Source organism: Mycobacterium sp. SMC-2 (genome assembly GCF_025263485.1).
GTDB lineage: Bacteria > Actinomycetota > Actinomycetes > Mycobacteriales > Mycobacteriaceae > Mycobacterium.
This window is the reverse complement of record NZ_CP079863.1, coordinates 3,802,658-3,829,456: the sequence shown is the minus strand read 5'-3', so window position 1 is coordinate 3,829,456 and position 26,799 is coordinate 3,802,658. Positions and strand designations below refer to the sequence as shown.

General features: G+C 66.3%; 26 protein-coding genes. 12 read left to right on the top strand and 14 right to left on the bottom strand.

The features are described from left to right. The first annotated feature begins 19 nt into the window (after positions 1–19). Entirely contained in the window at positions 20–580 is a 561-nt protein-coding gene (pncA, locus tag KXD96_RS17920) for a pyrazinamidase PncA (RefSeq protein ID WP_260738316.1), read from the top strand. After that, positions 580–1,380, top strand: a complete 801-nt coding sequence (locus KXD96_RS17915; protein WP_260738314.1) for a ketosteroid isomerase family protein — start codon at positions 580–582, stop codon at positions 1,378–1,380. The genes pncA and KXD96_RS17915 overlap by 1 nt, the downstream gene beginning before the upstream one ends. Positions 1,381–1,392: 12 nt before the next feature. Here KXD96_RS17915 and KXD96_RS17910 read toward each other — a convergent pair whose 3' ends face one another. Further along, complete coding sequence (locus tag KXD96_RS17910) at positions 1,393–1,743, bottom strand: DoxX family protein (RefSeq protein ID WP_260738313.1); 351 nt, start codon at positions 1,741–1,743, stop codon at positions 1,393–1,395. 168 nt (positions 1,744–1,911) lie between these two features. On the opposite strand from KXD96_RS17910, the gene KXD96_RS17905 reads away from it, so the two are divergent. Genes KXD96_RS17905 through KXD96_RS17880 form a run of 6 tightly spaced genes read left to right on the top strand, consistent with a single transcriptional unit; the run spans position 1,912 to position 8,069 of the window. Next, positions 1,912–2,907 carry a sigma-70 family RNA polymerase sigma factor gene (locus KXD96_RS17905; RefSeq protein WP_260738311.1) on the top strand — a complete coding sequence of 332 codons (996 nt, stop codon included), beginning with the start codon at positions 1,912–1,914 and terminating at the stop codon, positions 2,905–2,907. Next, a complete protein-coding gene (locus KXD96_RS17900; protein ID WP_260738308.1) occupies positions 2,897–4,219 on the top strand; it encodes a sugar ABC transporter substrate-binding protein in 1,323 nt (440 codons plus the stop codon). Before KXD96_RS17905 ends, KXD96_RS17900 begins: the two co-directional genes overlap by 11 nt. Continuing rightward, complete coding sequence (locus tag KXD96_RS17895; protein WP_260738306.1) at positions 4,216–5,175, top strand: carbohydrate ABC transporter permease; 960 nt, start codon at positions 4,216–4,218, stop codon at positions 5,173–5,175. Before KXD96_RS17900 ends, KXD96_RS17895 begins: the two co-directional genes overlap by 4 nt. After that, positions 5,162–6,004 (top strand): carbohydrate ABC transporter permease, encoded by an 843-nt coding sequence (locus KXD96_RS17890; protein ID WP_260738305.1) that lies wholly within the window; start codon positions 5,162–5,164, stop codon positions 6,002–6,004. Before KXD96_RS17895 ends, KXD96_RS17890 begins: the two co-directional genes overlap by 14 nt. A gap of 3 nt (positions 6,005–6,007) precedes the next feature. After that, positions 6,008–7,078, top strand: coding sequence for an ABC transporter ATP-binding protein (locus KXD96_RS17885; protein WP_260738303.1), 1,071 nt, complete (start codon positions 6,008–6,010; stop codon positions 7,076–7,078). A gap of 16 nt (positions 7,079–7,094) precedes the next feature. Next, positions 7,095–8,069: a patatin-like phospholipase family protein gene (locus tag KXD96_RS17880; protein ID WP_260745432.1), complete on the top strand. Its 975-nt coding sequence runs from the start codon at positions 7,095–7,097 to the stop codon at positions 8,067–8,069. A gap of 25 nt (positions 8,070–8,094) precedes the next feature. On the opposite strand, the gene KXD96_RS17875 is transcribed toward KXD96_RS17880, so the two are convergent. Beyond that, positions 8,095–8,382 (bottom strand): DUF3349 domain-containing protein, encoded by a 288-nt coding sequence (locus tag KXD96_RS17875; RefSeq protein ID WP_260738300.1) that lies wholly within the window; start codon positions 8,380–8,382, stop codon positions 8,095–8,097. A 219-nt stretch (positions 8,383–8,601) separates the two neighbouring features. Between KXD96_RS17875 and KXD96_RS17870 the strand changes: the two genes are divergently transcribed. From KXD96_RS17870 to KXD96_RS17855, 4 genes are all read left to right on the top strand, one after another. Next, positions 8,602–9,435 carry a DUF3097 domain-containing protein gene (locus KXD96_RS17870; RefSeq protein WP_260738299.1) on the top strand — a complete coding sequence of 278 codons (834 nt, stop codon included), beginning with the start codon at positions 8,602–8,604 and terminating at the stop codon, positions 9,433–9,435. Between the two features lie 59 nt (positions 9,436–9,494). Continuing rightward, complete coding sequence (efeO, locus tag KXD96_RS17865) at positions 9,495–10,676, top strand: iron uptake system protein EfeO (RefSeq protein WP_313901660.1); 1,182 nt, start codon at positions 9,495–9,497, stop codon at positions 10,674–10,676. A 2-nt stretch (positions 10,677–10,678) separates the two neighbouring features. Continuing rightward, a complete protein-coding gene (gene efeB, locus KXD96_RS17860) occupies positions 10,679–11,962 on the top strand; it encodes an iron uptake transporter deferrochelatase/peroxidase subunit (protein WP_396876905.1) in 1,284 nt (427 codons plus the stop codon). Positions 11,963–12,142: 180 nt separating this feature from the next. Further along, positions 12,143–13,033, top strand: a complete 891-nt coding sequence (locus KXD96_RS17855; protein ID WP_260738297.1) for a universal stress protein — start codon at positions 12,143–12,145, stop codon at positions 13,031–13,033. A gap of 75 nt (positions 13,034–13,108) precedes the next feature. Here KXD96_RS17855 and KXD96_RS17850 read toward each other — a convergent pair whose 3' ends face one another. From KXD96_RS17850 to KXD96_RS17795, 12 genes are all read right to left on the bottom strand, one after another. Next, entirely contained in the window at positions 13,109–13,582 is a 474-nt protein-coding gene (locus KXD96_RS17850) for a type II toxin-antitoxin system Phd/YefM family antitoxin (protein WP_260738295.1), read from the bottom strand. 17 nt (positions 13,583–13,599) lie between these two features. Beyond that, positions 13,600–15,156 carry an MCE family protein gene (locus KXD96_RS17845; RefSeq protein WP_260738293.1) on the bottom strand — a complete coding sequence of 519 codons (1,557 nt, stop codon included), beginning with the start codon at positions 15,154–15,156 and terminating at the stop codon, positions 13,600–13,602. Then, the gene (locus KXD96_RS17840; protein ID WP_260738292.1) at positions 15,150–16,316 is read right to left on the bottom strand and encodes a virulence factor Mce family protein; all 1,167 of its coding nucleotides are present in this window, start codon (positions 16,314–16,316) and stop codon (positions 15,150–15,152) included. The genes KXD96_RS17845 and KXD96_RS17840 overlap by 7 nt, the downstream gene beginning before the upstream one ends. Next, positions 16,316–17,872 (bottom strand): virulence factor Mce family protein, encoded by a 1,557-nt coding sequence (locus KXD96_RS17835; protein WP_260738289.1) that lies wholly within the window; start codon positions 17,870–17,872, stop codon positions 16,316–16,318. The genes KXD96_RS17840 and KXD96_RS17835 overlap by 1 nt, the downstream gene beginning before the upstream one ends. After that, entirely contained in the window at positions 17,869–19,428 is a 1,560-nt protein-coding gene (locus tag KXD96_RS17830) for a virulence factor Mce family protein (protein ID WP_260738287.1), read from the bottom strand. Before KXD96_RS17830 ends, KXD96_RS17835 begins: the two co-directional genes overlap by 4 nt. Further along, the gene (locus KXD96_RS17825; protein WP_260738285.1) at positions 19,425–20,465 is read right to left on the bottom strand and encodes a virulence factor Mce family protein; all 1,041 of its coding nucleotides are present in this window, start codon (positions 20,463–20,465) and stop codon (positions 19,425–19,427) included. The genes KXD96_RS17830 and KXD96_RS17825 overlap by 4 nt, the downstream gene beginning before the upstream one ends. Further along, positions 20,462–21,778, bottom strand: coding sequence for an MCE family protein (locus KXD96_RS17820; RefSeq protein WP_260738283.1), 1,317 nt, complete (start codon positions 21,776–21,778; stop codon positions 20,462–20,464). The genes KXD96_RS17825 and KXD96_RS17820 overlap by 4 nt, the downstream gene beginning before the upstream one ends. Positions 21,779–21,785: 7 nt before the next feature. Further along, complete coding sequence (locus KXD96_RS17815) at positions 21,786–22,655, bottom strand: ABC transporter permease (RefSeq protein WP_260738281.1); 870 nt, start codon at positions 22,653–22,655, stop codon at positions 21,786–21,788. A gap of 1 nt (position 22,656) precedes the next feature. Then, a complete protein-coding gene (locus KXD96_RS17810; protein ID WP_396878830.1) occupies positions 22,657–23,370 on the bottom strand; it encodes an MlaE family ABC transporter permease in 714 nt (237 codons plus the stop codon). Between the two features lie 769 nt (positions 23,371–24,139). Further along, positions 24,140–24,808 (bottom strand): TetR/AcrR family transcriptional regulator, encoded by a 669-nt coding sequence (locus KXD96_RS17805; protein WP_260738278.1) that lies wholly within the window; start codon positions 24,806–24,808, stop codon positions 24,140–24,142. A gap of 234 nt (positions 24,809–25,042) precedes the next feature. Further along, on the bottom strand, positions 25,043–25,348 hold the full coding sequence (locus KXD96_RS17800) for a hypothetical protein (RefSeq protein ID WP_260738275.1): 306 nt from the start codon (positions 25,346–25,348) through the stop codon (positions 25,043–25,045). A 122-nt stretch (positions 25,349–25,470) separates the two neighbouring features. Beyond that, entirely contained in the window at positions 25,471–26,799 is a 1,329-nt protein-coding gene (locus KXD96_RS17795; RefSeq protein ID WP_260738274.1) for an acyltransferase, read from the bottom strand.

Genomic DNA, 26,799 nt, shown 5'->3' with positions numbered 1-26,799 from the left:
CATCGATAGGGTGAGTCACGTGAGGGCGTTGATCATCGTCGACGTGCAAAACGATTTCTGCGAGGGTGGCTCGCTGCCGGTGGCCGGCGGGGCCGCCGTCGCATCCGCCATCAACGACTATCTGGTCGGCGAGCCGGGCTACCAGCATGTCGTAGCAACCCAGGACTTTCATATCGAGCCGGGCGGCCATTTCTCCGATCACCCGGATTACTCGTCGTCATGGCCCCCGCACTGCATCGCCGGAAGCCCGGGTGCGGACTTCCGGCCCGACCTCGACACCAGCCGAATCGAGGCCGTCTTCCGCAAGGGTGCCCACGCCGCGGGATATAGCGGTTTCGAGGGCGTCGATCAGAACGGCACCCCGCTGCTGGACTGGTTGCGGCAGCGCGGGGTCGACGAGGTCGACGTGGTCGGCATCGCCACCGACCAGTGCGTCCGGGCGACCGCCGAGGACGCCGCGCGGGCGGGCCTATCCACCAGGGTGCTGGTGGACCTGACCGCGGCCGTGTCGGCGGATTCGGCGGCGCAAGCGCTGGCCGAGATGCGGTCGGCAGGAATCGAACTGGTCGGGGGGCCGTGATGGGGGTGGCACCGGATCGGGAATGTCTGCTCGCCGCCGTCGAGCGGTCGCCGCAGGCGGCCGCCGCGCACGACCGCGCGGGGTGGGTGGGGCTGTTCACCGATGACGGTCGCGTCGAGGACCCGGTCGGGTCGTGGCCGCATGTCGGCCGGGACCAGATCGGCCGCTTTTATGACACCTTCATCGGTCCTCGTGACATCAAGTTCCACCGCGACCTCGATATCGTCTTGGGCGCCGTGGTCCTGCGCGACCTCGAGCTCGAGGTCGCGATGGGCAAGGCCGCCACGATGTACATCCCCGCGTTCCTGCGTTACGACCTGCGAAACGCCAACGGCGAGTGGCATATTGGCCACCTGCGAGCCTATTGGGAATTGCCCGCGATGATGCTGCAGTTCCTGCGGGCCGGATCACGCGCGGTCTCACCCGCCGTGCAACTGTCGCGTGGCTTGTTGAGCAATCAGCGGCTGCGCGGCACGGCCGGCTTCATGGCGGGATTCCGGCGGGTGGGTGCGCGGCACAAAACATCGGCGCAGACGTTCCTCGACGCCGCCGCGCGGCGAGATCGCACCGCTGCCGCGCGAGCATTATCACCAGGCGCCACAATAACTCTCGGTGACCATGATGCACTCGACCTCGCTGAGCTCGTCGAGCGACTGGACGGCGCCCGTTCGACCAAGATGAACAGCGCCGGCCCCACGGTAGCGATCTCGGTCAACTCCGGCCATGGGCGCGGGATCATGTTCGCGGACATGGCTTGGCGGGACGCCGCGATCAGGCGGATCCGATACTTCCCGGCCTGATCGCGGCCCCGGTCAACGCAACACCATCAGGGTCAGCGCCGCCGCCGACATGCACAGGTACGTGCCTGGGAACGCGATGTTGTACAGGACGCGGGCCCGCAGGTGTGTGACTACTGCACCGACAAAGAACAGCACCAGGCCGGCGGCGGCCGCGATTCCCAAGGCGGGCGGGCCCACCAGGCCCAGGACCAGCCCCGCCGCGCCGGCCAACTTGACCGCCCCCAGCGCCGGCAGCCACGAACGCGGCACCCCGACTTCGGCCGAGTTGGCGAGGACGAATCGCGCAGGGATGAGGTCTGCCACGGCGATCCCCGCGGTGATGGCGGCGGTGCACAGCGTGATGACAACGGATGCGGTGTCCATCCGCGTCAAACCGTTGCCCGACAGCCGGTTTTGCGGCGGCGGGCTGGATGGTCGCCGCGCGCGCTGCGGCGCACAATCGATAGGGTCATGGTGTTGGCCTCCTTCGTATCAGCGAACTCGATGGACGCGGTCGTTCTGTTGACGGTTCCCGTGCGGAAAAGGTGACCCATGAGCGCCCCGGAAAATCTGGCCGATCTCGCGCAGCGGTTCGACGCGGACCGGCGACACCTGAGGTCGGTCGCCTTCCAGCTGCTGGGCTCGACGGCCGATGCCGAGGACGCGGTGCAGTCGGCGTGGCTGAAGGCCAGCCGTGCGGACTTCGGCGCGGTCGACAATCTCACTGGCTGGTTCACCACGATCACCGCGCGCGAGGCCTTCGACCAGCTGCGGGCGCGCAAGAGACGCGCCGAACAACCGCTGGTCTCGCCCGACGAACTGGACCGGCTGGCAGCGACCGCGTCGGCGCCGGCGGACGAGGAAACGCTCTTGACGGAGTCGGTGAGCAACGCGCTGCTCGTGGTACTCGACCGGCTCTCCCCGGCGCAGCGCGTCGCATTCGTGCTGCATGACCTGTTCGCGGTGCCGTTCGAGAAGATCGCCGGCCTGCTGAACCGGTCGCCCGACGCCACCAAGAAGCTGGCGAGCCGGGCGCGTGGGCGCCTGCGAGGCGACCCGGGCGGCAAACCCGAGCGCGTGGCGAAGCACCTCGAGATCGTGGAAGCGTTTCTCGCGGCGTCCCGCGGCGGTGACATCGCCACCCTGCTCGAGCTGCTGGCCCCGGACGTGGTGCGCACGGTCGATCGGGCGCTGGTGCCCGCCGACGTGCCGACCGAGCTGCGCGGCGCCGGTCAGATCGCGGAGGAGACCCGCCAATTCGCCCAGCGGGCCCGCGCCGGCGCGGTCATGCTCATCGACGGGGCACCGGGCATCGTGCTCGCGCCACGCGGGCACGCCGAGGCGCTGCTGCTGATCGCCGTCGGAACCGATGACCGCATCCACGCGATCGACATCACCGGGGATCCCGACCGCATCCGGCGGGCCGTTCTGGCGCTCCCGAGTTGGCCAATCCAGCAAGACCACAGCCGCATCGGGTACCAAGGACGTCAGACACCGCCGAAGGGGCGGCCGGCGTCGGGGCGAGAACGGAAGGACCATGCTCGATAAGCCGTTCGCACGGCGTGGCCTGCTGCGTGGTGCCGGCGCTCTGACCGCGGCATCGCTGGCACCGTGGGCCGCCGGCTGCGCCCCACAAGAAGACGCGTTGACGTTCTTCTTCGCGGCCAACCCCGACGAACGCGATGCCAGGATCCGCATCGTCGACGAGTTTCAGCGCCGCCATCCCGACATCAAGGTCCGCCCGGTGCTTTCGGCTCCGGGCGTGATGCAGCAGCTGTCGACGTTCTGCGCGGGTGGCAGGTGCCCGGACGTGTTGATGACGTGGGAACTGACGTACGCCGAGCTGGCCGCCCGCGGTGTGCTGCTGGACCTCAACACGATGCTGGCCGGCGATCAGGCGTTCGCGGCCACGCTGAAATCGGACGGCATCGGGGCGCTGTATGACTGCTTCACCTTCAACGGAGGCCAATACGCCTTTCCTGAGCAATGGTCCGGCAACTACCTGTTCTACAACAAGCGGCTGTTCGCCGAGGCCGGGGTGCCGCCACCGCCCAGAACGTGGGAGCGGCCGTGGACCTTCACGGACTTCTTGGACACCGCCGCCGCGCTCACCAAGCGCGATCGCTCCGGCCGGGTGACCCAGTGGGGTTTCGTGAACATGTTCGTCTCGTACTATTCGGCGGGCCTGTTCGCCATGAACAACGGGGTGCCGTGGTCCACCCCGCTGAAGAACCCGGTCCACTTCAACTTTGGTGACAGCGCCTTCACCGAGGCGGTGCAGTTCTACGCCGACCTGGCCAACAAACACCGGGTGGCGCCCAATGCGTCGGAGGTGCAGTCGATGTCGACGCCGGATCTGTTCGCGGCGGGCAGGGCGGCGCTGGCGATGGGCGGCCACTGGCGGCACCAGACCTTCATCCGGGCCGACGGCCTGGATTTCGACGTCACCCCGTTGCCGGTGGGGCCCCGCCGGCAGGGACAGCCCGCCCACTCCAACATCGGGTCGACGGGGCTGGCGATTTCCGCAAGCAGTCCACGCAAGGAGCAGGCATGGCAATTCGTGAAATTCGCGACCGGGCCCGTCGGGCAGGCGTTGATCGGTGAATCCAGCCTGTTCGTGCCGGTGCTGCGATCCGCGGTCAATTCGGCCGGATTCGCCAGGGCTCACCAGAACGTCGGCAATCTCGCCGTGCTCACCCAAGGACCGGCCTACTCCGAAGGCCTGCCGGTCACCCCGGCGTGGGAGAAGATCGTCGCCTTGATGGACCGCAGCTTCGGACCCGTGCTGCGCGGATCGCGGCCCGCCGCATCCTTGGCCGGTCTGTCGCCCGCCATCGACGAGGTGTTACGCAACCCATGACATCGGTCGATACCGGTCGCGCTCCCGGCACCGTCACCCGCAGACCCGCCAAGGGCGCGGGTCCCTGGCGGCGGCGGGCCCGGGCCGGTCGTCTTTTCGTGGCCCCGAACCTGGCGGCCGTCGCGGTGTTCATGCTTTTTCCGCTCGGATTCTCGCTGTACATGAGCTTTCAGCGGTGGGACGTCTTCAGACCACCGAAGTTCTTGGGTCTGAAGAACTTCCAAGAGCTGATCACCTCGGACCCGCTCTTTCTCATCGCCGTGCGCAACACCGTGATCTTCACCCTCGGGACCGTGGTGCCGACCATCGTCGTCAGCCTGGTCGTGGCCGGCGTGCTGAACCGAAAAATCAGGGGCATCGGCATTTTCCGTACCATTGTCTTTCTGCCGCTGGCCATCTCGTCGGTGGTGATGGCGGTGGTGTGGCAGTTCGTCTTCGACACGGACAACGGGTTGCTCAACATCATGCTGGGTTGGCTCGGGATCGGCCCGGTCCCGTGGCTTGTCGAACCCCGATGGGCGATGGCCTCGCTGTGCATCGTCAGCGTGTGGCGCAGCGTGCCGTTCGCCACCGTCATCTTGCTCGCGGCGATGCAGGGGGTTCCCGAGACGGTCTATGAGGCGGCCCGAATCGACGGGGCGGGCGAGATACGGCAGTTCGTGTCCATCACGGTGCCGCTGATCCGCGGGTCGATATCATTTGTCGGCGTCATCTCGATCATCCACGCATTCCAGGCCTTCGACCTGGTTTACGTGCTCAACGGTGCGAACGGCGGGCCCGAAACCGCCACGTACGTCCTGGGCATCATGCTTTTCCAGCATGCGTTCTCCTTCCTGGAATTCGGGTACGCGTCCGCGCTGGCGTGGGTGATGTTCGCCATCTTGCTGATGCTGACGGTGGTGCAGCTGCGGATCACCCGGCAACGGTCGTGGGAGAGTTCTCGTGGCCTCAGCTGAGCGGTTGTTCACCCGCAATGTCGTTCGTGGCGTGCTGGTCTACACCGCGCTGATCGCCATCGCCTGGTGCTGGTTGTTCCCGATCGCGTGGGCGGTTTCCGGCTCGTTGAAGAGGGAAGGTGAGATCACCGAGCCACGGCTGTTGCCGGCGCACCCGCGGTGGTCCAACTACACCGAGGTGTTCTCGCTGATGCCCTTCGCGAGGATGTTCTTCAACACCGTGCTGTACGCGGGGTGCGTGACGGCTGGGCAGGTCTTCTTCTGCTCGTTGGCCGGATACGCCTTCGCCCGGCTGCAATTTCGCGGTCGTGACACGTTGTTCGTGCTGTATCTGGGCACATTGATGGTGCCGCTGACGGTGACCGTGATCCCTCAGTTCATCTTGATGCGGACGGTCGGCTGGGTCGACACTCCCTGGTCGATGATCGTGCCTGGCCTGTTCGGCAGCGCCTTCGGCACCTACCTGATGCGCCAGTTCTTTCGGACGCTGCCGACCGACCTGGAGGAGGCGGCGATACTGGACGGCTGCTCGCCCTGGCAGATCTACTGGCGAATCCTGCTGCCCCACGCGCGTCCCGCGGTGATGGTGTTGGCGGTGCTCACGTGGGTCAACGTCTGGAACGACTTCCTGTGGCCACTGCTGATGCTCCAGCGCAACAGCCTGGCGACGCTGACGCTCGGCCTGGTACGGCTGCGGGGCGAGTATGTCGCACGCTGGCCGATAATCATGGCGGCTTCGATACTGATCATGGTGCCGCTGGTCATCATCTATGCGATCGCGCAGCGTTCCTTTGTCAGGGGTATCGCGGTCACGGGACTCAACGGATAAGCCATGGCATCAGTAACTTTCGAGCAAGCGACGCGGCGTTACGCCGGAGCGGACCGCCCGGCCCTGGACAGTCTCGACTTGGAAGTCGGCGACGGCGAGTTCGTCGTGCTCGTCGGTCCCTCCGGATGCGGCAAGACGACCTCGCTCCGCATGGTGGCCGGGCTGGAAACGCTGGACTCCGGGCGGATCCGGATTGGCGACCGCGACGTCACCACCGTCGATCCCAAGGACCGCGACGTCGCGATGGTTTTCCAGAATTACGCGCTCTACCCGCACATGACGGTGGCGCAGAATATGGGCTTCGCCTTGAAAATCGCCAAGACACCGAAGGCCGACATTCGCGACCGTGTCCTGGACGCGGCGAAACTGCTTGACCTGCAGCCATATCTGGACCGCAAGCCGAAGGACCTCTCCGGTGGGCAACGCCAGCGGGTGGCGATGGGCCGCGCCATCGTGCGCCGCCCGCAGGTCTTCCTGATGGACGAGCCGCTGTCGAACCTCGATGCCAAACTGCGCGTCCAAACCCGTAACCAGATCGCGGCGCTGCAACGGCGGCTCGGCACCACCACCGTCTACGTCACCCACGACCAGGTCGAGGCGATGACCATGGGGGACCGCGTCGCGGTTTTGCGCGACGGTGTGCTGCAACAGTTCGCCGCGCCGCGCGAGCTGTACCGCAACCCGGCCAACGTCTTCGTCGCGGGTTTCATCGGGTCGCCGGCGATGAACCTGTTCACCTTGCCGATCGCCGATTCCGCTGTGTCGTTGGGGGATTGGCCGATCCCGCTACCGCGCGAACTCGCCGCTACCGCGAGCGAAGTCGTGGTGGGGGTCCGCCCCGAGCACTTCGAGCTGGGCGGCCAGGGCGTCGAGATGGAGGTCGACGTGGTCGAGGAGCTTGGGGCGGACGCCTACCTCTATGGCCGAATTACCGGCTCCGGCAAGGTCATCGACCAGCCCGTCGTCGCACGCGCCGACGCGCGCCGGCCGCCCGAGAAGGGCAGCCGGGTGCGCCTGCATCCGGAACCGGGGCACCTGCACTTCTTCGGCGTGGATGGCCGGCGAATCTGTTGAGGGGGTAAGGGATATGGTGGCGGACGTGAGCATATCCCGCGCCGATCTGGTGTGTGAGGGCGGCGGCGTCCGGGGGATCGGGCTGGTCGGTGCAGTCGATGCGCTGTCCGGCGCCGGCTACCGGTTCCCCCGCGTGGCGGGTAGCAGCGCGGGCGCGGTCGTCGCGGCACTGGTAGCGGCGTTACAGGTCGCGGGTGAACCGCTGAGCCAGCTCGCAGAAGTGATGCGGTCCATCGACTACCGGAAGTTCCTGGATCGCAGCCTGATCGGGCACGTGCCACTGATCGGTGGGGGGCTGTCCCTGCTGGTGTCCGACGGTGTCTACTGCGGGGCCTACTTGGAACGGCTGCTCGCCGGTTTGCTCGCTGACTTGGGTGTGCGGACATTCGGTGACTTGCGCACCGGTGAGGAGCCGGAGCAGTTCGCCTGGTCGCTCGTGGTGACGGCCAGTGACCTGTCCCGCCGCCGGCTGGTGCGCATCCCGTGGGATCTCGCTTCCTATGGGATCGACCCCGACGACTTTTCGGTGGCCCGCGCCGTGCACGCCTCATCGGCGATTCCGTATGTGTTCCAACCCGTCAGGGTGGGCGGCGCCACCTGGGTCGACGGCGGCTTGCTGTCCGATTTCCCGGTGGAATTGTTCGACCGCCCCGGCGCGGAGCCGCGATGGCCGACATTCGGGATCCGCCTGTCCGCGCGTCCCGGCATTCCGCCCACCCGCCCCGTTCATGGGCCAGTATCGTTGGGAATCGCCGCGATTGAGACACTGGTCAGCAATCAGGACAACGCCTACATCGATGATCCGTGCACGGTGCGCCGCACTATCTTCGTTCCCGCCGAAGAGGTCAGCCCGATCGACTTCGAAATCAGCGCCGAGGAACGTGACGCCCTCTATCAACGAGGATTGCAGGCGGGCCAACAGTTTCTGCGGACGTGGAGCTACCCGGACTATCTAACCGCGTGCGGCGGCCCGGTGAAAGGCGGCCCTTGAGCAGAATCAGATCCCGCGGTGACGCTCATCCACGCGCGCAGCGGATCTCGTCGAGGCGATGTTCGACGCGCTGCACGTCAGCAGGCAACGGCAACTGGTTGGAGACACGAATGATTTCCACGCCGATATCGACTGGGTTGATCGGCCAGAATTGACGCTTCATGAGTTTGCTTGCGATGGCGCTGATCTCGTCGTCGCAAAGTCGTCGGCGAGCCAAGGCCGCCACGGGCGCATATCTGGACGGCGGCATGCCGGCGGGATAGCCGGCCCGCACGAAGGCCACAATGCTCGACACCCAATGGGCCAGGTCCATAGTCCCACCTCGCTCACCGCCGCGATGTTGAGAATGTGCGGCAGTTCTTACAACTAGCAACGTACCATCGGCAACGTCATCTGCTCAGTAACGCCACACAGTTAAAACACATTTTTTACCCGGTGGCGGCGCGGACTGCGAGAGCGATCTTCGCCACGATGCTGTTCCAGCGGGCGCGCCGTAACGGCGTTTGGCCGCAAGGCTTTCTAGTATTGCCGCGTGGCCGATCGCTATGGAACCGATGTCCTCGCCGCGGGCCGGCGCAAGCCCCGCTCGACCGAGCACCCAGCCGACCTGGGCCTGGTGGTCGAGGACGCGCAGACCGGGTATGTCGGCGCGGTCGTGAGAGTCGAGTACGGGCGGGTCGACCTGGAAGACCGGCGCGGGCACGTGCGCGGGTTCCCTTTGGGCCCTGGCTATTTGCTCGAGGGCCGTCCGGTGATCCTCACCGCGCCGCGCCGTACGACGCCTGCCGCTACCACGCGGACGGCGTCCGGCTCGGTCGCCGTGCCGGGTGCCCGAGCCCGGGTCGCGCGCGCCAGCCGCATCTACGTCGAGGGCCGCCACGACGCCGAACTCATCGCGCAGGTGTGGGGGGACGACCTGCGGATCGAGGGTGTCGTCGTCGAGCACCTCGGCGGCGTGGACGACCTGGTGGACATCGTGCTGGACTTCGCACCCGGTCCGGGGCGGCGGCTTGGCGTGCTCGTCGATCACCTCGTCGCAGGGTCAAAGGAGGCGCGGATCGCCGAGGCGGTGCGGCGGGGCCCCGGCGGCACCGACACCCTGGTAGTCGGGCATCCCTACGTCGACATCTGGCAGGCCGTGAAACCCCAGCGGCTCGGCTTGGCGGCCTGGCCGGATGTGCCGCGGCACATCGAATGGAAGCACGGCGCGTGCCGGGCGCTCGGCCTGCCGCACGCCAGCCAGGCGGACATCGCCAGGGCCTGGCGCAATATCCGTTCCCGGGTGCGCGACTGGAATGACCTCGAGCCGGCGCTGATCGGACGCGTCGAGGAACTCATCGACTTCGTGACACAGCCGGTCCCGTGACCGGCGGGCGTCAGGCCGGAACGCGCCGTCCTCCCGGGTTTTGCGCGGCCGCCGCGGTGTTGCTCGCAGTCGCAGCATCCGCCTGCAGTCACGAAAGCGGCGACGCGGGCCACGCCGAACCCGGTAAACCCGGCGGCACCAACGCGGTGAAGGTCACCATGGCCAACAACGCCGGCAGAGAAGGCTGCGCGCTCGACCTCGCCACCGTGCCGGCCGGCCCGGTGACCTTCACGGTGGTTAACACGAACGCACCCGGGATCAGCGAAGTCGAGTTGCTCAGGGACCAGCGGATCGTCGGCGAGAAAGAAGACCTCGCTCCGGGCCTGGACCCGGTTTCCTTCACCGTCACCCTCGACGGCGGCTCGTATCAGCTGTACTGCCCCGGCGCGAGCAACGAATACCAGACGTTGACGGTGACGGGCCGGGCGCCGGCGGGACTGACGGGCGCCGTCGCGAGCATCCTCAACGAGGGCACCAAGAACTACGCGGCGTACATCGTCAAGCAGATCGGTCAGCTCGGTGATGGCGTCAAGGCACTCGATGCTGCCCTGCACTCGCGCGACCTTGACGCCGCGAAGGCCGCTTATGCCAAAGCCCGGCTCTTCTGGGAGCGTTCGGAATCCGCCGTCGGGGGCTTCATCGTGATGGGCTTCGCCGTCGGCGACAATGCCGGGAGTTACGACTACCTAATCGACATGCGCGAGTCCACTCCCGTGGACGCCAAGGTGGGCTGGAAGGGTTTCCACGCCATCGAGCGCGACCTATGGCAGCGCGGGGCAATCACCCCCGCCACCTTGGCCTTCAGCTCCGAATTGGTCGGCAATGTCATCAAGCTGAATGCTGTCGTCGCGCTGCTGCAATACGCGCCCGAAGATTTGGCCAACGGCGCCAGCGACCTCGTCGAGGAGATCCAGAACACCAAGATCACCGGTGAGGAAGAGGCCTTCAGTCATATTGACCTGGTTGACTTCTCGGGCAACGTGGAAGGCGCTCAGCAGGCCTACGCGTCGCTGCGGCCGGGCCTGGAAAAGATCGACGCCAATCTGGTCAACCAGATCGATCGGCAATTCCAGATCGTGCTCGCCACGCTGGACGGCTATCGTGACCCGTCCGCGCTGGGCGGATTTCGCACCTACGCCACCGCGCTGAAGGTCACCGACGCGCCAAAGCTGACCGCGGTCATCCAGCCGCTGCACCAGAGCCTGTCGACGGTCGCCCCGAAAGTAGTGTCTGCGAGCTGACCGTGACCAACGACACGACGGAACCCGATGAAGCCGCAGCGGTTTCGCGCCGCCGCGTGCTCGGCGGCGCCATGCTGGCCGGGCTTACCGGTACGGCGGTCGGCGCCGCTGGGGGAGGCTTGGCGGGTCACTCGCTGGCCGCCGGACGCAACGGTGGGGGGGACGACAACGTCGACTTGCGTCACAGCTACCCCTTTTACGGCCAGCTGCATCAGGGCGGAATCGCCACGCCGCCACAGCGTTACGCCATGTTCATGTCCTTCTCGCTGGCGGCCGGCGCCGGCCGCCCCGAGCTGCAAACCCTGCTGGCGCGCTGGTCGGCCGCGGCCGCAATCCTGCAGCGGGGGAAGCCCGTCGGCACCGTGCAGCCACAGGTCGAGGTGCAGCCGCCCTTTGACACCGGGGAGGCCTTTGGGCTGAGTCCGGCCAGTCTCACCGTCACAATCGGGTTGGGGCCGTCGCTGTTCGACGATCGGTTCGGACTCGCCCCGCGGCGGCCCGCCGTGTTCACCGATTTGCCGCCGCTGAACGGGGACAACCTTGACCCGCGCCTGCGCGGCGGCGACCTGTCCGTGCAAGCCTGCGCCGACGACCCTCAGGTCTGCTACCACGCCGTGCGGAACCTGGCCCGCCTGGGCCGCGACACCGTCTCGCCGTCTTGGGCCGTGCTGGGATTCGGGCGCGCCTCGGCCGGCCCGGGCCAGCACACCCCGCGAAATCTCCTGGGCTTCAAGGACGGGACACGCAACATCGGCACGGATGCGGAGTACGACCGATTCGTCTGGGTCGACGACAGCGACCAGCCGTGGATGAACGGCGGAACGTATCAGGTCGTGCGCAAGATCCGGATGCTGCTCGAGACGTGGGACGTCGACCGCATCGGCAACCAGCAGCGGATCTTCGGTCGCACTAAAGAAGAAGGGGCGCCGCTGAGCGGCAAGCGCGAATTCGATACCCCCGACTTCGCCGCCAAGGGCGCCGACGGAAATCCGCTCATCGACCCCATGTCCCACATCGCCCTGGCCGCCCGGGAGAACGACGACGGCATCATGATCCGGCGCCGGTCCTACAACTACACCGACGGTCTCGACGCCAACGGCCAACTCAACGCCGGCCTGCTGTTCATCTCGTACCAGAAAGATCCGCAAGCTTTTGTTCGCCTGCAAAACCGGTTGGGCGCCCACGACTTGCTGAACGAATACATCCGCCACATCGGCTCAGCAATCTTCGCGGTGCCGCCCGCGCCCGAAGAAGGTCACTACATCGGGCAAGGCCTTTTCGGCTGAGACAATCTCACAGAGCGCTCTTCCCCTGTCGTTCAACCCGTTCACCGGCGAGTGACCATGGCGTTACGGCGGCCTTAACCAGCGTCGGCGAAAGCCGTCGGTCCCGTAGGTTAGGGACTTAAGCCCCACGACCACGACCCCGCGGGTTTGTAGCGTCGCTCTTGATGGAGGGAGAACGACATGTCAGCACCCGACCAACAGCGCGGCATCGTTGTCGCGGTCGACGGCTCGCCGGCATCGAACGCCGCGGCGACCTGGGCCGCCCGCGAGGCGGCGATGCGGAAAATTCCGTTGACCGTCGTGCACGCGGTGACGACGCCCAGCGCCACCTGGCCACCGGTCCCGTACCCGGAATCTCTGGCGGTGCGGCTGGAAGACGAGGGCAAGAAGGCGATCATGCACGCCATCAAGCTCGCCCAGGAGGTTCTCCCGGCGGACCGTGCGGTCGCCATCCACAGGGAACTCGTGTATTCCAGCCCGGCGCTGGCGCTGATCAAGATGTCCGAAGAGGCCGAGATGATCGTTGTGGGCACGGCCGGGCGGGGACTGCTGGCCCGCGGCGTGCTGGGTTCGGTCAGTGCGACCGTGGTGCGGCACGCGCATTGTCCGGTCGCCGTCGTCCATGGCGACGGGCTGCCGGACAAGCAGGATGCCCCCGTCCTGGTGGGAATCGACGGCTCGCCGGCTTCGGACCTCGCGACCGCGATCGCGTTCGACGAGGCTTCCCGCCGGGGGGTCGAGCTGATGGCCTTGCACGCCTGGAGCGACATAGGGATAACCGAACTCCCGGAAGCGGATTGGTCGTCACTGGAAGAGGAGGCGCAACGCAGCCTCGCCGAAAACCTTGCGGGCTGGCAGGAGCGCTATCCCGATGTGGCGGTGCAGCGATTGATCGAACGTGACATGCCTGCCCGGCAGCTTGCCGAGAAGTCGCAATTCGCCCAACTTCTCGTCGTGGGCAGTCACGGGCGGGGCGGCCTGTCGGGCCTACTTTTGGGATCGGTCAGCAACGCGGTCCTGCACTCGGTCCGGATACCCGTGATCGTCGCCCGGCCGGCAGAATCCGCCTGACGTTTACCGGCCGGCGACGGGTGCTCCGCCGCAAAGCCTCCCGGTGGTGTGGGGGAGCGACCGCGGGCGTCGTTCCTAGGCGACGGACACGATGCGAGCAACCGGCCTGCCGCCACGGGTGACCTCGATGGTCTGCCCTGCCGCAACCCGATCGAAATAGCGTCCCGCACGCTTTCGCAGTTCGTCGAGCTCGATCCCGCCACGGGTGTCCGCCGGGGTCGAGGTCGTGTCCGCCTCACCGGCCGACACGATCTGCGCCAGCAACCTGCCGCCTCGCACCACGCTGAGCGTTTCCCCGGCCGCGACCCGGTCGAAGCAGCGCCCGGCACGCGTGCGCAGTTCGTCGAGTCCGACCCAGCCACCTGAGTCCGACGCCGCGGCTTGGACAGATCGCGCCGGGATCGGAGCCACCCTCCAGTCGCCGACGGATACGATCCGGGCCACCAGTTTGCCGCGACGGACGACGTCGATCGTCTCCCCGGCGGCAACCCGCTCGAGATACGCACACGCATCACTCCGAAGTTGGCCCAGGCCAATGACTTCCCGCATTTCGCTCCGATCTGTGTTCATCGGCTGGCCGGCGGCGCCAGCATGTCCTTCCATCCGTCGTCTCCCGTTTTGCTCGAGTTTTCGACCGCGTACTTGACCCCGTCGGGCCCAACCAGTTCGCCGCTCTGTGGGGTGTAGACGGCCGGGGGCGGTCCGCCGGGTGTGTAGACGCACGGATTGGGTTGCTGCCCATTGCATTCGACGGTTCCCGACCCAGGCCGTTGCAGCGGATCGCTGATCGGAGGCGGCGTCCCGGCCACCCGGTCGGAGGGTGCCGGGTTGAGGCCGTTGTTGACCGACGGCGCGGGTATCACCAGGCCGGGCTTCACCGGTTGGTCGCAGCGCGCCGCGGGTGCCGGACAGGTCAGGATTTGGTTCGAGTCGCCGTACCACGGGTTGGTGCCCAGCGGAACATACGGTTTGGGGTCGCGGCATTCCCGTGGCGTCGCAGCGCGTTTACCGGGGACGTCGACACACGGAAGGTTGCGTGCGCCGCGCACGGCGTTGGCGGGAGTGTCCTGTGGGATCTTGCAATAGGTTCCGGCCGGCATCGGCGCCAGGCTGGTATCCGCGGGAGACCGCCACTGCGACGCCGGGAGGAACCCGGTCAGGCATGGCGGCGGTTGATTGATCGTCAGCGAGGTGCCGAGCGACGCGTAGCCCGGGAAGGCCGACGTCACTGTTTGGCCCTCCGAGGCGCCCTGCGGGTAGGCGACCAGCAGTTGCTCGACGCCCTTGTGGTAGCGCTTGAGCATCTCGAGCACGATCTCGAGATTCGCCAGTGTCTGTGGCAGCGACTCGCGGACGTCGCTGAACACCTCGTTGACCTGATCGGCGGTCGGCGCCCCTTGGGTCAGAATGCTTTGCACGTGCTGGTCGTTTTCCGCGCTCTGGGCGGCCAGGATGTTCAGGTTGTGCGACCAGCGCTCGATCGAATCACCGGAGTTGACCTGGCTATCGAGGATCGGCCCGGAGTTTTGGATGATGTCATCGACATCGGAGATGTTGGTTTTGAAGTCTCCGGCGATCGCCTGCGTCGCATCGACCAGTCGTTGCAGCGCGGGGCCCAATCCGCCTACCGCTTGGGCCGTTTCGTCGAGCAGCGAGGCGATCTTGTCCTTGGGCAGCACGGCCAGCCCGCGGTTGGCGGCGTCCAGCGCCGGCCCGATCTCGGTGGGCACGGTGCCCTTGGTGATGGTCTGGCCCGGCGAGAAGTATTGTCGCGGGTTACCCACCGAGACCAAATCCAGATACTGCTCACCGACCGCCGACACCGAATGCACGTTCGCCGACGCGTCAATCGGGATTCGATAGCGGTCACCGATGCTCATGGTCACTCGCGCGCCCGTCGCGGTCGGCTCGACCGCGGTCACGGTGCCGATGGTTTCGCCGCGATAGGTCACATTGGAGGTCTTGTACAGCCCGCCCGACGCGGGCAGGTCGGCCTTCAGCGTGTACTGGCCGATCCCTGCCGCACTGGGAATCTGCAAGTAGTACCAGCCCAGCGCCACCGCGGTGATCGCGGTCAGGATGGCGAACATGACCAGCTGACGCTTGATGAATCGGGTCAGCATTGCCGGTCCGCCCTTTCGACCAGCGGCCCGCCCGGGGCGTCGTTGGGGTTCGGCGTGTACCGGACATCGGGGATCATCGACTCGGGGTCGCGGCCCCACGATTGCTCGAGCGCGCGTAGCGCCCCGGAGAACCCGGTCCCGGTAAGGACCGCGTTGTCGACCGCGCTCATGGTCAGGTCGAGCGTCAGCGACAGGTTGAAGTAGTCGCCGCGGAATGCCTTGGGCACGGCGTCGATGTCGAACGGCCGGACGAGGATCAGCTTGAGTGCGCGAATCAGATAGGGTGCGGCGCGGCCGAATTCCCGCAACGGGCACTGCAGCGACAACAGGTCCTGGTGCAGGTCGCCGCGCGAGGCCGACAGGTATTGGTCGGCAACCTGGCTCAGCCGTCCCGTCGCGTCAACCGCATTGATCAGAAGGTCCTGCTTGTCGGCGAAATGTTTGAGCAGTGGCGGGAATTCGGTCAGGACCCGATCCAAAACGTCCGAGCGGGGGCCCACGTAGGCCAGCAACCGGTTCGTGGAATCGATGGCCCGGGTGATGTCGGCGCGCTGCTCGTCGAGTCGCGCGGTGAAGGTGTCCAGCTTGCCGAGGAAGGCACGGATCTGGTCGGCCCGCCCGTTCACGATGTTGTAGAGCTCGTTCTGCAGCACCTCGAGGTTCGGGATGCCTCCTCCGCGCAGCACGATGGCGAGACTTGCCAGCGTCTGCTCGGTCGTGGGATAAGTGGACGCATTTTTCAGCGGGATGGTGTCGCCGTCCCTCAGCAGCTCCCGGGATGGGTTGGGCGGCGCCGCGAGCTCTATGTGCTGAGAACCGAGGAGGCTGGTCTGCCCGATCTTGGCGGTCGCGTTCTTGGGCAACTTGACGTTCTTGCCCAGACGCAGCGTCAGCGTCGCGACCCAGTTCTTGAGTTCGATCGCCCGCACCGTGCCGACGAAGACATCGGCCACCCGCACGCGGCTGTTGTCGTTGAGGGCCAGCGTGTCGGGTATCTGCACGTAGACGGTGTAGGAGCCGGGCCCAGAGCCCGGGCCGCCGGGCATCGGCACGTTCGCGATTCCGTGCCATTTTGCGCAGGACGTCAGCACCGCCGCGGCGCTCAACACGGCCAGCCCCTTCCACGCCCGGTGCCGGAGCCGAATAACCAAGGCGCCCATCACGATCCCGCCCCCGTAGACGCGGCCGCCGGTGTCGGCGCGACCGGACCCGGAACCACACCCGGTCCCGGCGGCGGTGGCGGAATCGGCACCTGCGGGGCCTGCAAGCCGATCGGCGGTACCACCGGGTTCTCGTCGTAGGCGTTCGGCGGTCCCGGCGGGGTCTGCAGCCCCGGCGGCGGGGGCGGGGCGTCCGGCCCGCCCATCAATTCGGCCAGAGACTCGGGGGTCAACAGGCCGCCCGTGACCGGCCCCACCTGTGTGCCCTGCATGCCCGGCGCGACGACCCAGCCGGGCTGCGTGTTGCGGTGCGACAGCGGCGTATCGGGCACCCATATCCCGGGCACCGTGGTGTCTTTGTACCCGTTGGGCGGCTGCAGCCGGGGCTCGGAGTAGGCGACTTCCTTGGGCAGCGCCTCGGCGGTGCTGAACGCATTCAGCCCGAACGGCAGGTAGTTGAACTTGATCGCATCGAGGATCGGCGCCAGGTATTGCGCACACAGTTCGGCGGATTCCTGATAGCCGAGCCGGCTGCCGGCCTGAATCATGCTGCAGAAGAACTGCATTGGGTTGGTGAAGTTCGGGATGGCCGGGATGGACATGACGGCCCCGTGTGACGGGTGGTAGATCTGGCTGAGGTTGGTCTCCAGCGTCGGCAGGACGTGCAGAGCGGTCTCCAGCCCGTTCAGCGGGTCGGGTTGGACCAGCGTGGTGGTGAGATTGGCGAGGTTGTCGACGTCATGGGTGAGGACCTCGCGGTTCTTGTCCAAGAACGGGCGCAGCGTGGAGAGCAGGCTGTCGAATTGCTGTATCGCCGTGGCGAGATCGCGATCGGACCCGGTCAAGTTGTCGGTGAACTGGGCCAGGTTCTTGTTCAGCGCGACGAACTGTTGGTCGTCTTTGTGCAGGGCGTTGACGAACTGCGCCAGGCTGCGCACCACCGCGAAGAAGTCGCCACGGCCCTCGTTCAGCGCGGTCAACGACCGCGACAGGCTGTCCAGCGTGGTGTTGATCTGTTTGCCCTTGCCGGACAGCCCGTCCGCGAACGACTCGATGGCTTCACCGAACGGGCCCTTGGGTTGCTCGGGCGTTGGGCCGAGTTTGGAGATGATGTTGGCGACGCTCTCGCGTAGTTCGTCCCACTCCGTCGGCACCTGCGTGCGCTCGATCGGGATCACCGCGTTGTCGCCCATCACCGGGCCACCTTTGTAGGGTGGCTCCAACTGGATGCTCCGCGACGCCACCAGAGTGGGGTTGACGACCACGGCGGACGCGTTGGCGGGCACCTTGTACTTGTTTTGGTAGTGGAACGTCACCTTCATCTTGTCGCCGGCCGGCTCGATCTTGTCGACCGCGCCCACGCGAACGCCCATGATCTGTACTTTGTCCCCGGAATAGAGTGCGTTCGCCGTTGGGAGGTAAGCGATTACGGTGTTGGTGGTCAACTTCTGGTACAGCTGCCAGCCGACCACCCCGGCGACCAGGGCCACCAGCACCACCAGCGCTCCGATGAGAGTCCGGGGGCGCAGTTTGCGGATATGGAAGACGCTGCTCAATTCTGGCTACCTCCCGTGATGCCGCTGCCTCCCGTGCCGCCGGGGTTGATGAACGGTGCCGGCAACTGCTGCCCGGGTCCCGGCGGCGCTGGCGGCCCGGGCGGTAGCCCCGGCGCGAACGTCGACGGCGGGGGAGTGGGGCCGGCGGGTTGCAGGTTTTCGGTGCGTGCGCCCGGCGGTGCTTGGGCGGGCAGCGGCACCGGCGTGCCCGGGACATCCGGTGGAAGTTCGCCTGGCCGCCCGGCGATCGGGATTCCCGGTGTCGGTGGCAGGCCGTTCGGGTTCGGCGGCGAAGTCGCGACGTCGATGGGCGCCGGGAAACCGCCGCCGAACGGGCCGGCGTCAACACCCGCGCAGGGCAGCGGGTTCCACGGCCGCGGCAGCGCGTCGGCCGGTGGCGTGTACGAACATGCCGTTCCGGGCGGGACGGCCGGTCCCGGGTGATCGGGCGTACCTTCGCGCACCGGGGGCGCGGGCGGCGGCGCCCCGTTGGGGAACCGGGTGCCGTTGGGGTCGGGCCAGCGGAACTCCGGAAGCCCCGCGCTGCGCCAGAAGTCCTCCGGGTCGATACCGCGCTTCTTGAAGGCGGCGTCGACGAACGGCTGCAAGATCCAGTACGGCAGCAGGTTGGACAGGACTATCTTGAAGTACGGTCCTGACGCGACGGATTCGCCTAGCGACGCGGCGAATTGGCTGACATACGTGAGGGTTTGAGCCAGGTCGTCTTTGCGTGCCACCAGTACGTCGCTGATGGCACGCAACTGCTCCAGCACGGGGTTGAGGTTCGGGTTGTCGTTGATGAACCCCTGCACCTCGGCCGAGAAGGCGGAAATGTTCTGCAGCAGGGTGCCGATGGCGCGGCTACGTTCGTTGAACGCGACCAGCAGCGTCTTCGCGTTGACCAACAACCGGTTGATTTGCTCGCTGCGGTCACCGAGAACGCTGGCCACTTGGTGGGCCTGAGCTAGTAGGTGCTTGATCTGTTCGTCGCGTTTACCGATGGTGTCGGAGAATTTCGTCAGACCGTCGAGTGCGGCACTCAGATGCGGGTAGGTCTGATTGACGGTCTGCGACAAGACATTCAGCGACTCCTTGACGGTGTCGATGTCCCAGCCGGTGGCGGCCTTGGTGACGTCGAAGGCCGCGTCGTAAAGCTGGTAAGGAGTGGTGCTTTGGCCCAGCGGCAACACCGCCCCGGGCCGCAACGCCCGCGTTCCCCGCGGCTCGATCTCGAGCACCTTCTTACCCAGGATGGTGTCGGTCTTGATCGCGAGCCGGCTCTCGCTGCCGATGGTGTTGGGGCCGATGGAGAACTTGATGACGACGTGGTCGCCGTCGATATCGAACCCTTCCACCTTGCCGACGTTCACGCCGGAGATGCGCACCTTGTCGCCCTTGTTGAGTTGACCGGTGTCGGTGAACTGCCCGTAGTAGGCCGGGCTGGCGAACATCATCGGGATACTGGTGAAGCTTTGGCCGACGGCGACGACGAGCACCAGCACGGTGATGCCCATGAGCCCGGCCCGGTTGCGGTTGAATTCCGTCAGTGTTCTCATTGCGGCGTGCACCTACCGGTGGGCTGCTGCCAAATCCGGACCGTGCGTACCGGGCCGCCGGCCTGCAGCCCGTTCCACTTGATCGTGAGATCGCAGACGTAGAAGTTCACCCAGTCGCCGTAGAGCCCGATGCTGCGTCCGATCAGGTTGAGCGCGGTCGGCGTTCTATGGATCAGATCGCCGAGCTGGTCGCGTTGGTCGACGAGCGGCTGCTGAAGAGCCTGCAGGTAGTTGATCTCCTTGTGCAGCAGAGCGCGGTTGTCGGCGAGCAGGTCGGCCACCGTTCCGGCGGCGTTGCTGATGTTCGCGGTGCCTGCGGCCAGCGGGTCGGCGTGGTTTCGCAGGCCGGTGATCAACCTCTCGAAGTTGTCGACGGTTTGGTCGAACTCCTTGCGATGCCTGACCGTGGTGTCGAGCACGATGTTCAGGTTCTTGATGACCTCGCCGATCGCCTGGTCGCGTTCAGCGATGTGCGCGGTCAGCCGGGCGGTCTGGTCGAGGATGTCGTTGATGGTGCCGCCCTGACCCTGAAACACGGTGATGATGGCCGACGCGATGGTGTTGACCTTTTCCGGATCGAGCGCCCGGAACAATGGCTTGAAACCGCCGATCAGGGCGTCGAGATCCAGCGCCGGTGACGTTCGGGACAGGGGGATGAACCCGCCCGGTGGCAGGACCCGGTCGGCGCCATCGCCCTCGCCGCGCTTGAGTTCCAGGTAGCGGTCGGCGAACAGGTTGAGATAGCGGATCTGCGCGGTCGTCGACTGGTAAAGGTTTACCGAGCGGTCGACATCGAAGTCCACCCGTACCCGCTGGCCGCCGTCGACCAGCCGCACCGATTTGACCTTGCCGATCTCCACTCCGGCGGCGCGGACGAATTGGCCGTTCTTCAGCCCGGTGGCATTCCTGAACTCCGCGGTGTAGGTGTTGGTGCTGTTGAAGCGCATCTGAGCGAACACCACGACGATCGAGACGGTGATCAGCGCCAGCACCAGCGAGACGATGCCGAGCTTGATAGCGGAGCCGGTGATTTTCATGGGTTGATCGTGTTGTCCCCGACTTGACGGCCCCACACGTACTCGATCGCGTACGGTGAGCCGGTTTCCAGATGGTTGTAGGGCGCGAGGCTGGCGCCGGTGTCGACCACCAGACTCGGAGCCGGCCACAGGTCATGGCTGATGGCCTGCCAGCAACCGGGTGCACCCCCCGGCCCGCCGTGGGCGTTCACCCGCGGCAGATTGTCCGGGTACACAAAGGGATTCGGCGCCCCGCCGACCAGCCCGGCCAGTCCCAGGAGCCCCATGCTGGCCGCCGTGCCGGCCAACCCCGGAAGCGTGAGTATGCCTCCCAACCCTGACGTCAGTTCGGTCATGGTTCTCAGCGCGTAGCCGTTGCCGCCGCCCGTCGTCTCGTAGGCATGTGGTTCTTCGTCGTAGTAGTTGTGGATGGTGCAGAAGATCTCGGGACTGTAGGTGTCGAACAGCTGAGCCGTGGGCACCAGATCGGCGGCGCCCCGCTGCAGGTAGGGCCCGCCGCGGGCGAAGATGTCTTCGCCGGTGTTGCCCAGCCCGGCCGCGGCCAACAACGCGGCATCCAGGTCGGCTTCCTGCCGGTGCAGCGTGCGCGCGGTGATCACCGCGTTGTCGAGGGAGTCGAGCAGATCGGGCGCGGCGTGGGTGTAGATGTCGCCCACGGCCGCGATCTGTTGAATATCGTGCCGAATCTGCGGCATTCTCGGATTGATGTCGTCGAGGATGGCGTTGGCGTTGACGATCGACTGTCCGAATTTGTCGCCCAACCCGGTCAGCGCCTGCGCGGCCGCGGCCAGCGTCAGGTTGACCTTGACCGGATCCAACTTCTCCGTGATCGAGGTGAGCGTCTCGAACAGCGTATTGAACTCCGTCGTCACCGACCTCGCGTCAATCACGTGCTGCGATGTGATACGTTGTGGCGTAGGCTTTTTCGGCGACGTCAACGACACATACTTGTTACCGAACACCGTGGTGGCCTTGATGTTGGCGTCCACGTTCGCCGGGATCAGCTCGATGTACTTCGGATTCACGTTCATGACGAACTTTGCCGCCGGTGTGCCGTCACGCTCGATCTCCGAAATGTTGGCCACCCGGCCGATTTCCACGCCGTTGTAGGTGACCTTCGACCCCGGGTCCATGACCAAACCGGCGCGCGGAGCCAACATCGTCAACTGGGTCGTCGGCGTGAGATCGCCGCGAAACTGCAACCACACGAACCCCAGCACCGCCGCGAAGACCATCAGGAAGACCAACGCCGCGGTCCGGTACGGCGGGATGCGTCGCGGGTTCTCTTTGAGTTGCGGGGCCGGGGTTGTCATTGGCGGGCTACACGGTGAGGTTGAAGTTCGGGGTCTTGCCGTAGACCGCCATCGCGGTCAGCACGACGACCACAACGATCGTGATCAATGACAGCCGCATCGCCCGGCCGACCGCTTCACCGACGCCCACCGGCCCGCCGGTGGCGTTGTAGCCGTAGTAGCAGTGGGTGGTCATCACGACCACCGCAACCAGGATCACCTCTGCGAACGACCAGCCCACGTCGTTGAGGCGCAGGAATGTGTGGAAGTAGTGGTTGTACGTGCCGATGGACTGCCCGTACAAGAAAACCGTGGTGACCTGCTGGGACAGGAAGGCCATGGTCATCGCCAACCCGTAGAGCGGGACGATGACGATCAGACCCGCCACCACCCGGGTGGATGCCAGGTAGGCGACCGACCGGATACTCATCACCTCGAGCGCGTCGATCTCCTCGCTGATGCGCATGGCGCCCAGTTCGGCGGTGGCGCCGGCGCCGACCGTGGCGGCCAGCGCCTGACCGGCGGCCACCGGCGCCACAAACCGCACATTGATTAGTGCGGCCAAGAACCCGGTGAATGCCTCGACACCGATGTTGCCCAGGGTCGCGTAACCCTGGATGGCCACCAGTGAGCCCGCGGACAGGGTGATGAAGCCGACGATGGCGGCGGTGCCACCGACCACCGCCATCGCGCCGGTGCCCATCCCCATCTGGGCAACCATTCGCAGCAGCTCCCGGCGGTAGCGGTGGACGGCGAACGGGATCTGCCCGACTGCGATCACGGCGAACCAGACCATCTGCCCGATCTCGAGCAGTGGCCGGGACGGGACGTCCCCGTATCGAATCAGGACGGCGGAAGTCCGGGGGAAGCGAACGCGTAGTGCCGCGACCGTGGCCATGTCAGTGCCCCGTCCCGAATCGGACGCCGATGGTGGTCAGGGCCGCGTTGACCGCGAACAACGCGATGAAACACAGCACCACCGTCTCGTTGACGGCGGTGCCCAGGCCTTTGGACCCGCCGCGGACGATCAGCCCGCGATAGCAGCCGACCAAGCCGGCGATCAGGCCGAATGTCGCGGCCTTGATAAAGGCGATCACCACCTCGGGAAGGCCGGTGAGCGCCGTCAACGTGGAGAGGTAGGCGCCGCTCGAGACGTTCTGCAGGTACACGCTGAACAGGTAGCCGCCCCCGAGGCCGACGGCGACCACGAGCCCGTTGAGCAGCACCGCGACCAGGGTCGAGGCGACCACGCGCGGCACCACCAGCCGGTGGATCGGGTCGATGCCCAGCACCTCCAGCGCATCGATTTCCTCGCGGATGGTGCGCGCGCCGAGGTCGGCGCAGATGGCGGTGCCGCCCGCGCCGGCGACCACCAGCACCGTGACGATCGGGCCGAGCTGGGTGACGGCGCCGATCGCGGCACCGGCGCCGGAGACGTCGCTGGCGCCGATCTCGGCCAGCAGGAGGTTGAGCGTGAAGATGAGGAGCACGGTTTCCGGGATGGACACCGCGATGGTGGGCAGCAGCGACACCCGCATGAGGAACCAGCCGTTCCAGATGAACTCGCGCCACTCGAAGGGCCGCCTGAGCGCTTTTCCGGTCAGCACGCACATGCGGAAGAACCCGCCGGCCACCTCGGTGCCGGGCCGAAGCCTGCTGGCCACTTTGCTGGCAACTACGTGCGAGGTGGTCATCCGCGCCGCCCCTGACGTGACCGCGCAAGGAGTCGGGTTGTCTCCGCCGGTCCTTCAAGCGGGAGACAGATGGTTGTGGGCTGGGGATCGCGCCGGTGCCCGTGATCGCGATTCGCAGGCCGGTTCGTCGAGCAGAGGTCCGGTGAAAAGCTATTAATCACAGTGTGTTTCGCTCGAATAGAGACAGATAAAGATTTGTGAGTTGTTTGCTTTCGGTGTTTGTGCAACCACGCTCGGTGCCACTTGTGGCCTGCCGCATCACCTGATTCCCGACACCGGTCGACCAGCTGTTCCTCCCCTTCGGCACTCTGAGACCCCAGCCTTCGGCTCCATGCCGCCCTAGTTTGCGCCACGCACCACTATGGCATTAGACCGTACGGTCAGTCAATAACCAACACCGGCAGCGGACTTCGCCCCTGAAGCCATCGGGAAAGATTCTCGCGGCGTTTTTCGCATATCCCGCCATTACCAGGCATTTTGAGCAGTCAAGAGTGGCCGGCGCGCGCCCGAACCGTGGCGCGGGTGAGCGCATAGGAGACATTTTCGGGGCGTAAACCGACCTGCCGTACAGTGTCTGGGCCTCGCTATGTCGCGGTCGACGAAAGCCGGCTAAGCAAGACCTGGCCCATCGGACGGGCAGTGGCCGGGGCCAATTGCCGCCCCGCGCAAGGCATCCGCGGCTAAGCGGTCAGTCTGTGGGGCTCGTGACCGCGGTAAGGCATTCGCGCACCACCGAGACGACCTCCGCGGAAGGGCTGGCCCACTTGCTGAGCCCTAGGCGGTCGAGCAGCAGTCCGCCGAGGAACACGTCGACGAAAGCCGCGCCGACTTGTTCGGGTGTGCGGGAATCGCCGGGATCGAACCACACCCACATCCACGGCAGCGATCCCCACAGCAGTAGTGCCGCCAGTTCGACGTCGACGCTTCGGAACACGCCGCTGTCCATCCCGCTGCGAATCTCGTCAATCGCGAGGCTTTGCAACTGATGCCGCAACTTGCGCACTTGCTGCATCGCGGGATCGTCGGACAACTGAACCACCTCGCGCTGGCTTGCCACGGTGGCGTCGCGGGCGACCACTTGCAGCAGTGCGGAGGTGTAAATGATTGCGGCGATGCGTTCGTGCGGTGCGGCGAGTCGGGCCCATGCCATCTGCAGCGCGTCGAGTTGGCGCGCGAGGTGCGTTTCTTCGAGCTCCCGCAACATCTGCGCCTTGGTCCCGAAGTGATGAACGATGGTGCCCTTCGACATCCCCAGCTCGTCGGCGATGTCGCCCATATTCGTTCTGTCGTAGCCGCGTTCGGCGACATAGCGGACAAACGCGTCGAAGATCTCGCCACGCCTACCAGGTCGGGGCATCGTCCACCCTTCGGCTTAAACTAACCGTACGAACGGTCTATCATAAGCTCCGCGATGTCAAGGTCTCATGAGGCTGTGCCATGGGCCGTGGAATATCGCCCGGCGTCAAGCGCCTCGATCCGCCGGCTGTTCAGTGCCGGCGGGCGATCCGGTCGCACGCGGAATTCCGCATGCTTCAACCTGCCACAGGCGTGCCAGAAGCTGCCGTGAGCCGGCCAGGCCCTCGGGCGGGCTCTACAGCGGTCGGGGGCCGCCGAACCTCTCCGGCGCCGTGACGACGTAGGTGTGTGGATCGGCTGCCGGCTTGACTTCGCCGGCGGTGTACACGGTCATGAGCTCTCTGCCATCGCCGTCCGCGACGCACACATAAGTGTCCGTCTCGGGGTCATAGTCGAAGCTGTCCCAAGCCAATAGGAACGCCAAGCAGTTGCCGTCGCGGTCGGCGATGACGAGCTTGTGTACTCCGGACTCCTTGAGAAGCTGCGCATCCTGCGCGCGCTGCTGAGGGGCGGGGGTGGTGTGGAGCGTAGCGTGTGACATCTGTGTACTCCCTTAGCGAGGGTGCTTCCGTCTAGCCTAGGCTCAACTGCGCAAGTAATCCGAGCCCTTGCGGGAAACGTTTCTCCGTGACTGCCGCCCAGGCCAGGGCACTACGACCCCTGTCAAGGGGTCGTAAGTCGGTTGCCGGAACCGACCGTGTCCCGGGATTTGGGCCGCACCGCCACCAACACCACCCCGGCGGCGAACACCGCCGCGGTCGGCCACGAGAACCGCCCGTACGGCGCGAAGCCGCCCTGCGCCAACAGGTGCAGCCCAACGGCGGCCAGGACGGCGCCGGCCAACATGATCGCCTCGGCCCAGCGATCGCCGAGCGGCAGGCCGAATGTGGGCAGCGGGACAGCGAAGAACCGCCGCTGCCACCACAGCAGCAGCAGTTCGACGGCCGTCACCACGCCCAGGATCGTGATCCACTCCAGCCGGACCAGCCACCACGCCCCCGAACCCTCGGGTGGTTGCGGTATCAGCCCGGCCGGATAAGCGACGATGGCGACGATGACAACCGGAATCATGTGCCACAGGTAGAGAGCCATCACGTTGTCATTGGCAGTGGACAACACGCGCTGCACCGGGCGGTGGCGCAGGGCCCGGTCGAGTGTCGCCGCGAGCGCCATCGCCAGTCCGGCTTGGGTGCACGCGAAGGCCATCATCGCCACGGTGGGGGGCGTCGTATTCTCGATCGCTTCGCCCGGAACGCCGATCATGCTGACGGAATACGGTCCGAAGCGGATCAACAACGCCAGGGTGACGGCCGAACCGGTGGCGAGCAGCACCGGTCTGCGGCCGGTCAACAGCCCGCCGTGCCAGGCGATCCCGAGCTGATAGAGCAGGCCCCAGCACAGCAGGTAGTTCAGCGCGCCGACATAGGGGACATGGCCCGCGAGCGACACGATGTCGATCAGCACGACCCCCGCGGCCAGCGCCACCGGCACCCTGAGGCCCCAACGCCTATGCGCCGCAACGGCAATCGGCGTCAGTGACACCACTAGCACGTACACGGCGAGGAACCACAGGTGCATGGCCACCGCCCAGCCCGCGTATTCCAGCACCGTGCCGGGTACCCGCCGGGCGTGGAGGACCAACACGACCGCCGACACCAGCGCGACATAGACCGTCGTCGGTCCCAGCACCCGAGCCAGTCGGTGCCGAATCCAGTCCTGACGCGAGAAACTGTCGGCGTCGCGGCGGTGCGCCCACGACACCGCGCCGGCGTATCCGGCCACGAAGAAGAACACCGGAACCGCCTGGAAAATCCAGGTGAGCCATTGCGTCCAGGGCATGTCGAGCAGCGGGTTCTCGCGGCCGAATTGCCCGTCGTGGTAGGTCACGGAACCGGCCAACCAGTGGCCCAGCACGATGGCCACCACGCCCGACGCGCGGTAGAAATCCACCGCCAGATTGCGGGCCGGTCGCGCGGTTTCTACGTCGTCCAT

Coding starts and splice junctions, on each gene's coding strand:
- KXD96_RS17915 (WP_260738314.1), top strand. CDS start 580: ATGGGGGTGGCACCGGATCGGGAATGTCTGCTCGCCGCCGTCGAGCGG.
- KXD96_RS17910 (WP_260738313.1), bottom strand. CDS start 1,743: ATGGACACCGCATCCGTTGTCATCACGCTGTGCACCGCCGCCATCACC.
- KXD96_RS17905 (WP_260738311.1), top strand. CDS start 1,912: ATGAGCGCCCCGGAAAATCTGGCCGATCTCGCGCAGCGGTTCGACGCG.
- KXD96_RS17900 (WP_260738308.1), top strand. CDS start 2,897: ATGCTCGATAAGCCGTTCGCACGGCGTGGCCTGCTGCGTGGTGCCGGC.
- KXD96_RS17895 (WP_260738306.1), top strand. CDS start 4,216: ATGACATCGGTCGATACCGGTCGCGCTCCCGGCACCGTCACCCGCAGA.
- KXD96_RS17885 (WP_260738303.1), top strand. CDS start 6,008: ATGGCATCAGTAACTTTCGAGCAAGCGACGCGGCGTTACGCCGGAGCG.
- KXD96_RS17875 (WP_260738300.1), bottom strand. CDS start 8,382: ATGGACCTGGCCCATTGGGTGTCGAGCATTGTGGCCTTCGTGCGGGCC.
- KXD96_RS17855 (WP_260738297.1), top strand. CDS start 12,143: ATGTCAGCACCCGACCAACAGCGCGGCATCGTTGTCGCGGTCGACGGC.
- KXD96_RS17850 (WP_260738295.1), bottom strand. CDS start 13,582: ATGCGGGAAGTCATTGGCCTGGGCCAACTTCGGAGTGATGCGTGTGCG.
- KXD96_RS17845 (WP_260738293.1), bottom strand. CDS start 15,156: ATGCTGACCCGATTCATCAAGCGTCAGCTGGTCATGTTCGCCATCCTG.
- KXD96_RS17840 (WP_260738292.1), bottom strand. CDS start 16,316: ATGGGCGCCTTGGTTATTCGGCTCCGGCACCGGGCGTGGAAGGGGCTG.
- KXD96_RS17830 (WP_260738287.1), bottom strand. CDS start 19,428: ATGAGAACACTGACGGAATTCAACCGCAACCGGGCCGGGCTCATGGGC.
- KXD96_RS17825 (WP_260738285.1), bottom strand. CDS start 20,465: ATGAAAATCACCGGCTCCGCTATCAAGCTCGGCATCGTCTCGCTGGTG.
- KXD96_RS17820 (WP_260738283.1), bottom strand. CDS start 21,778: ATGACAACCCCGGCCCCGCAACTCAAAGAGAACCCGCGACGCATCCCG.
- KXD96_RS17815 (WP_260738281.1), bottom strand. CDS start 22,655: ATGGCCACGGTCGCGGCACTACGCGTTCGCTTCCCCCGGACTTCCGCC.
- KXD96_RS17810 (WP_396878830.1), bottom strand. CDS start 23,370: ATGTGCGTGCTGACCGGAAAAGCGCTCAGGCGGCCCTTCGAGTGGCGC.
- KXD96_RS17805 (WP_260738278.1), bottom strand. CDS start 24,808: ATGCCCCGACCTGGTAGGCGTGGCGAGATCTTCGACGCGTTTGTCCGC.
- KXD96_RS17800 (WP_260738275.1), bottom strand. CDS start 25,348: ATGTCACACGCTACGCTCCACACCACCCCCGCCCCTCAGCAGCGCGCG.
- KXD96_RS17795 (WP_260738274.1), bottom strand. CDS start 26,799: ATGGACGACGTAGAAACCGCGCGACCGGCCCGCAATCTGGCGGTGGAT.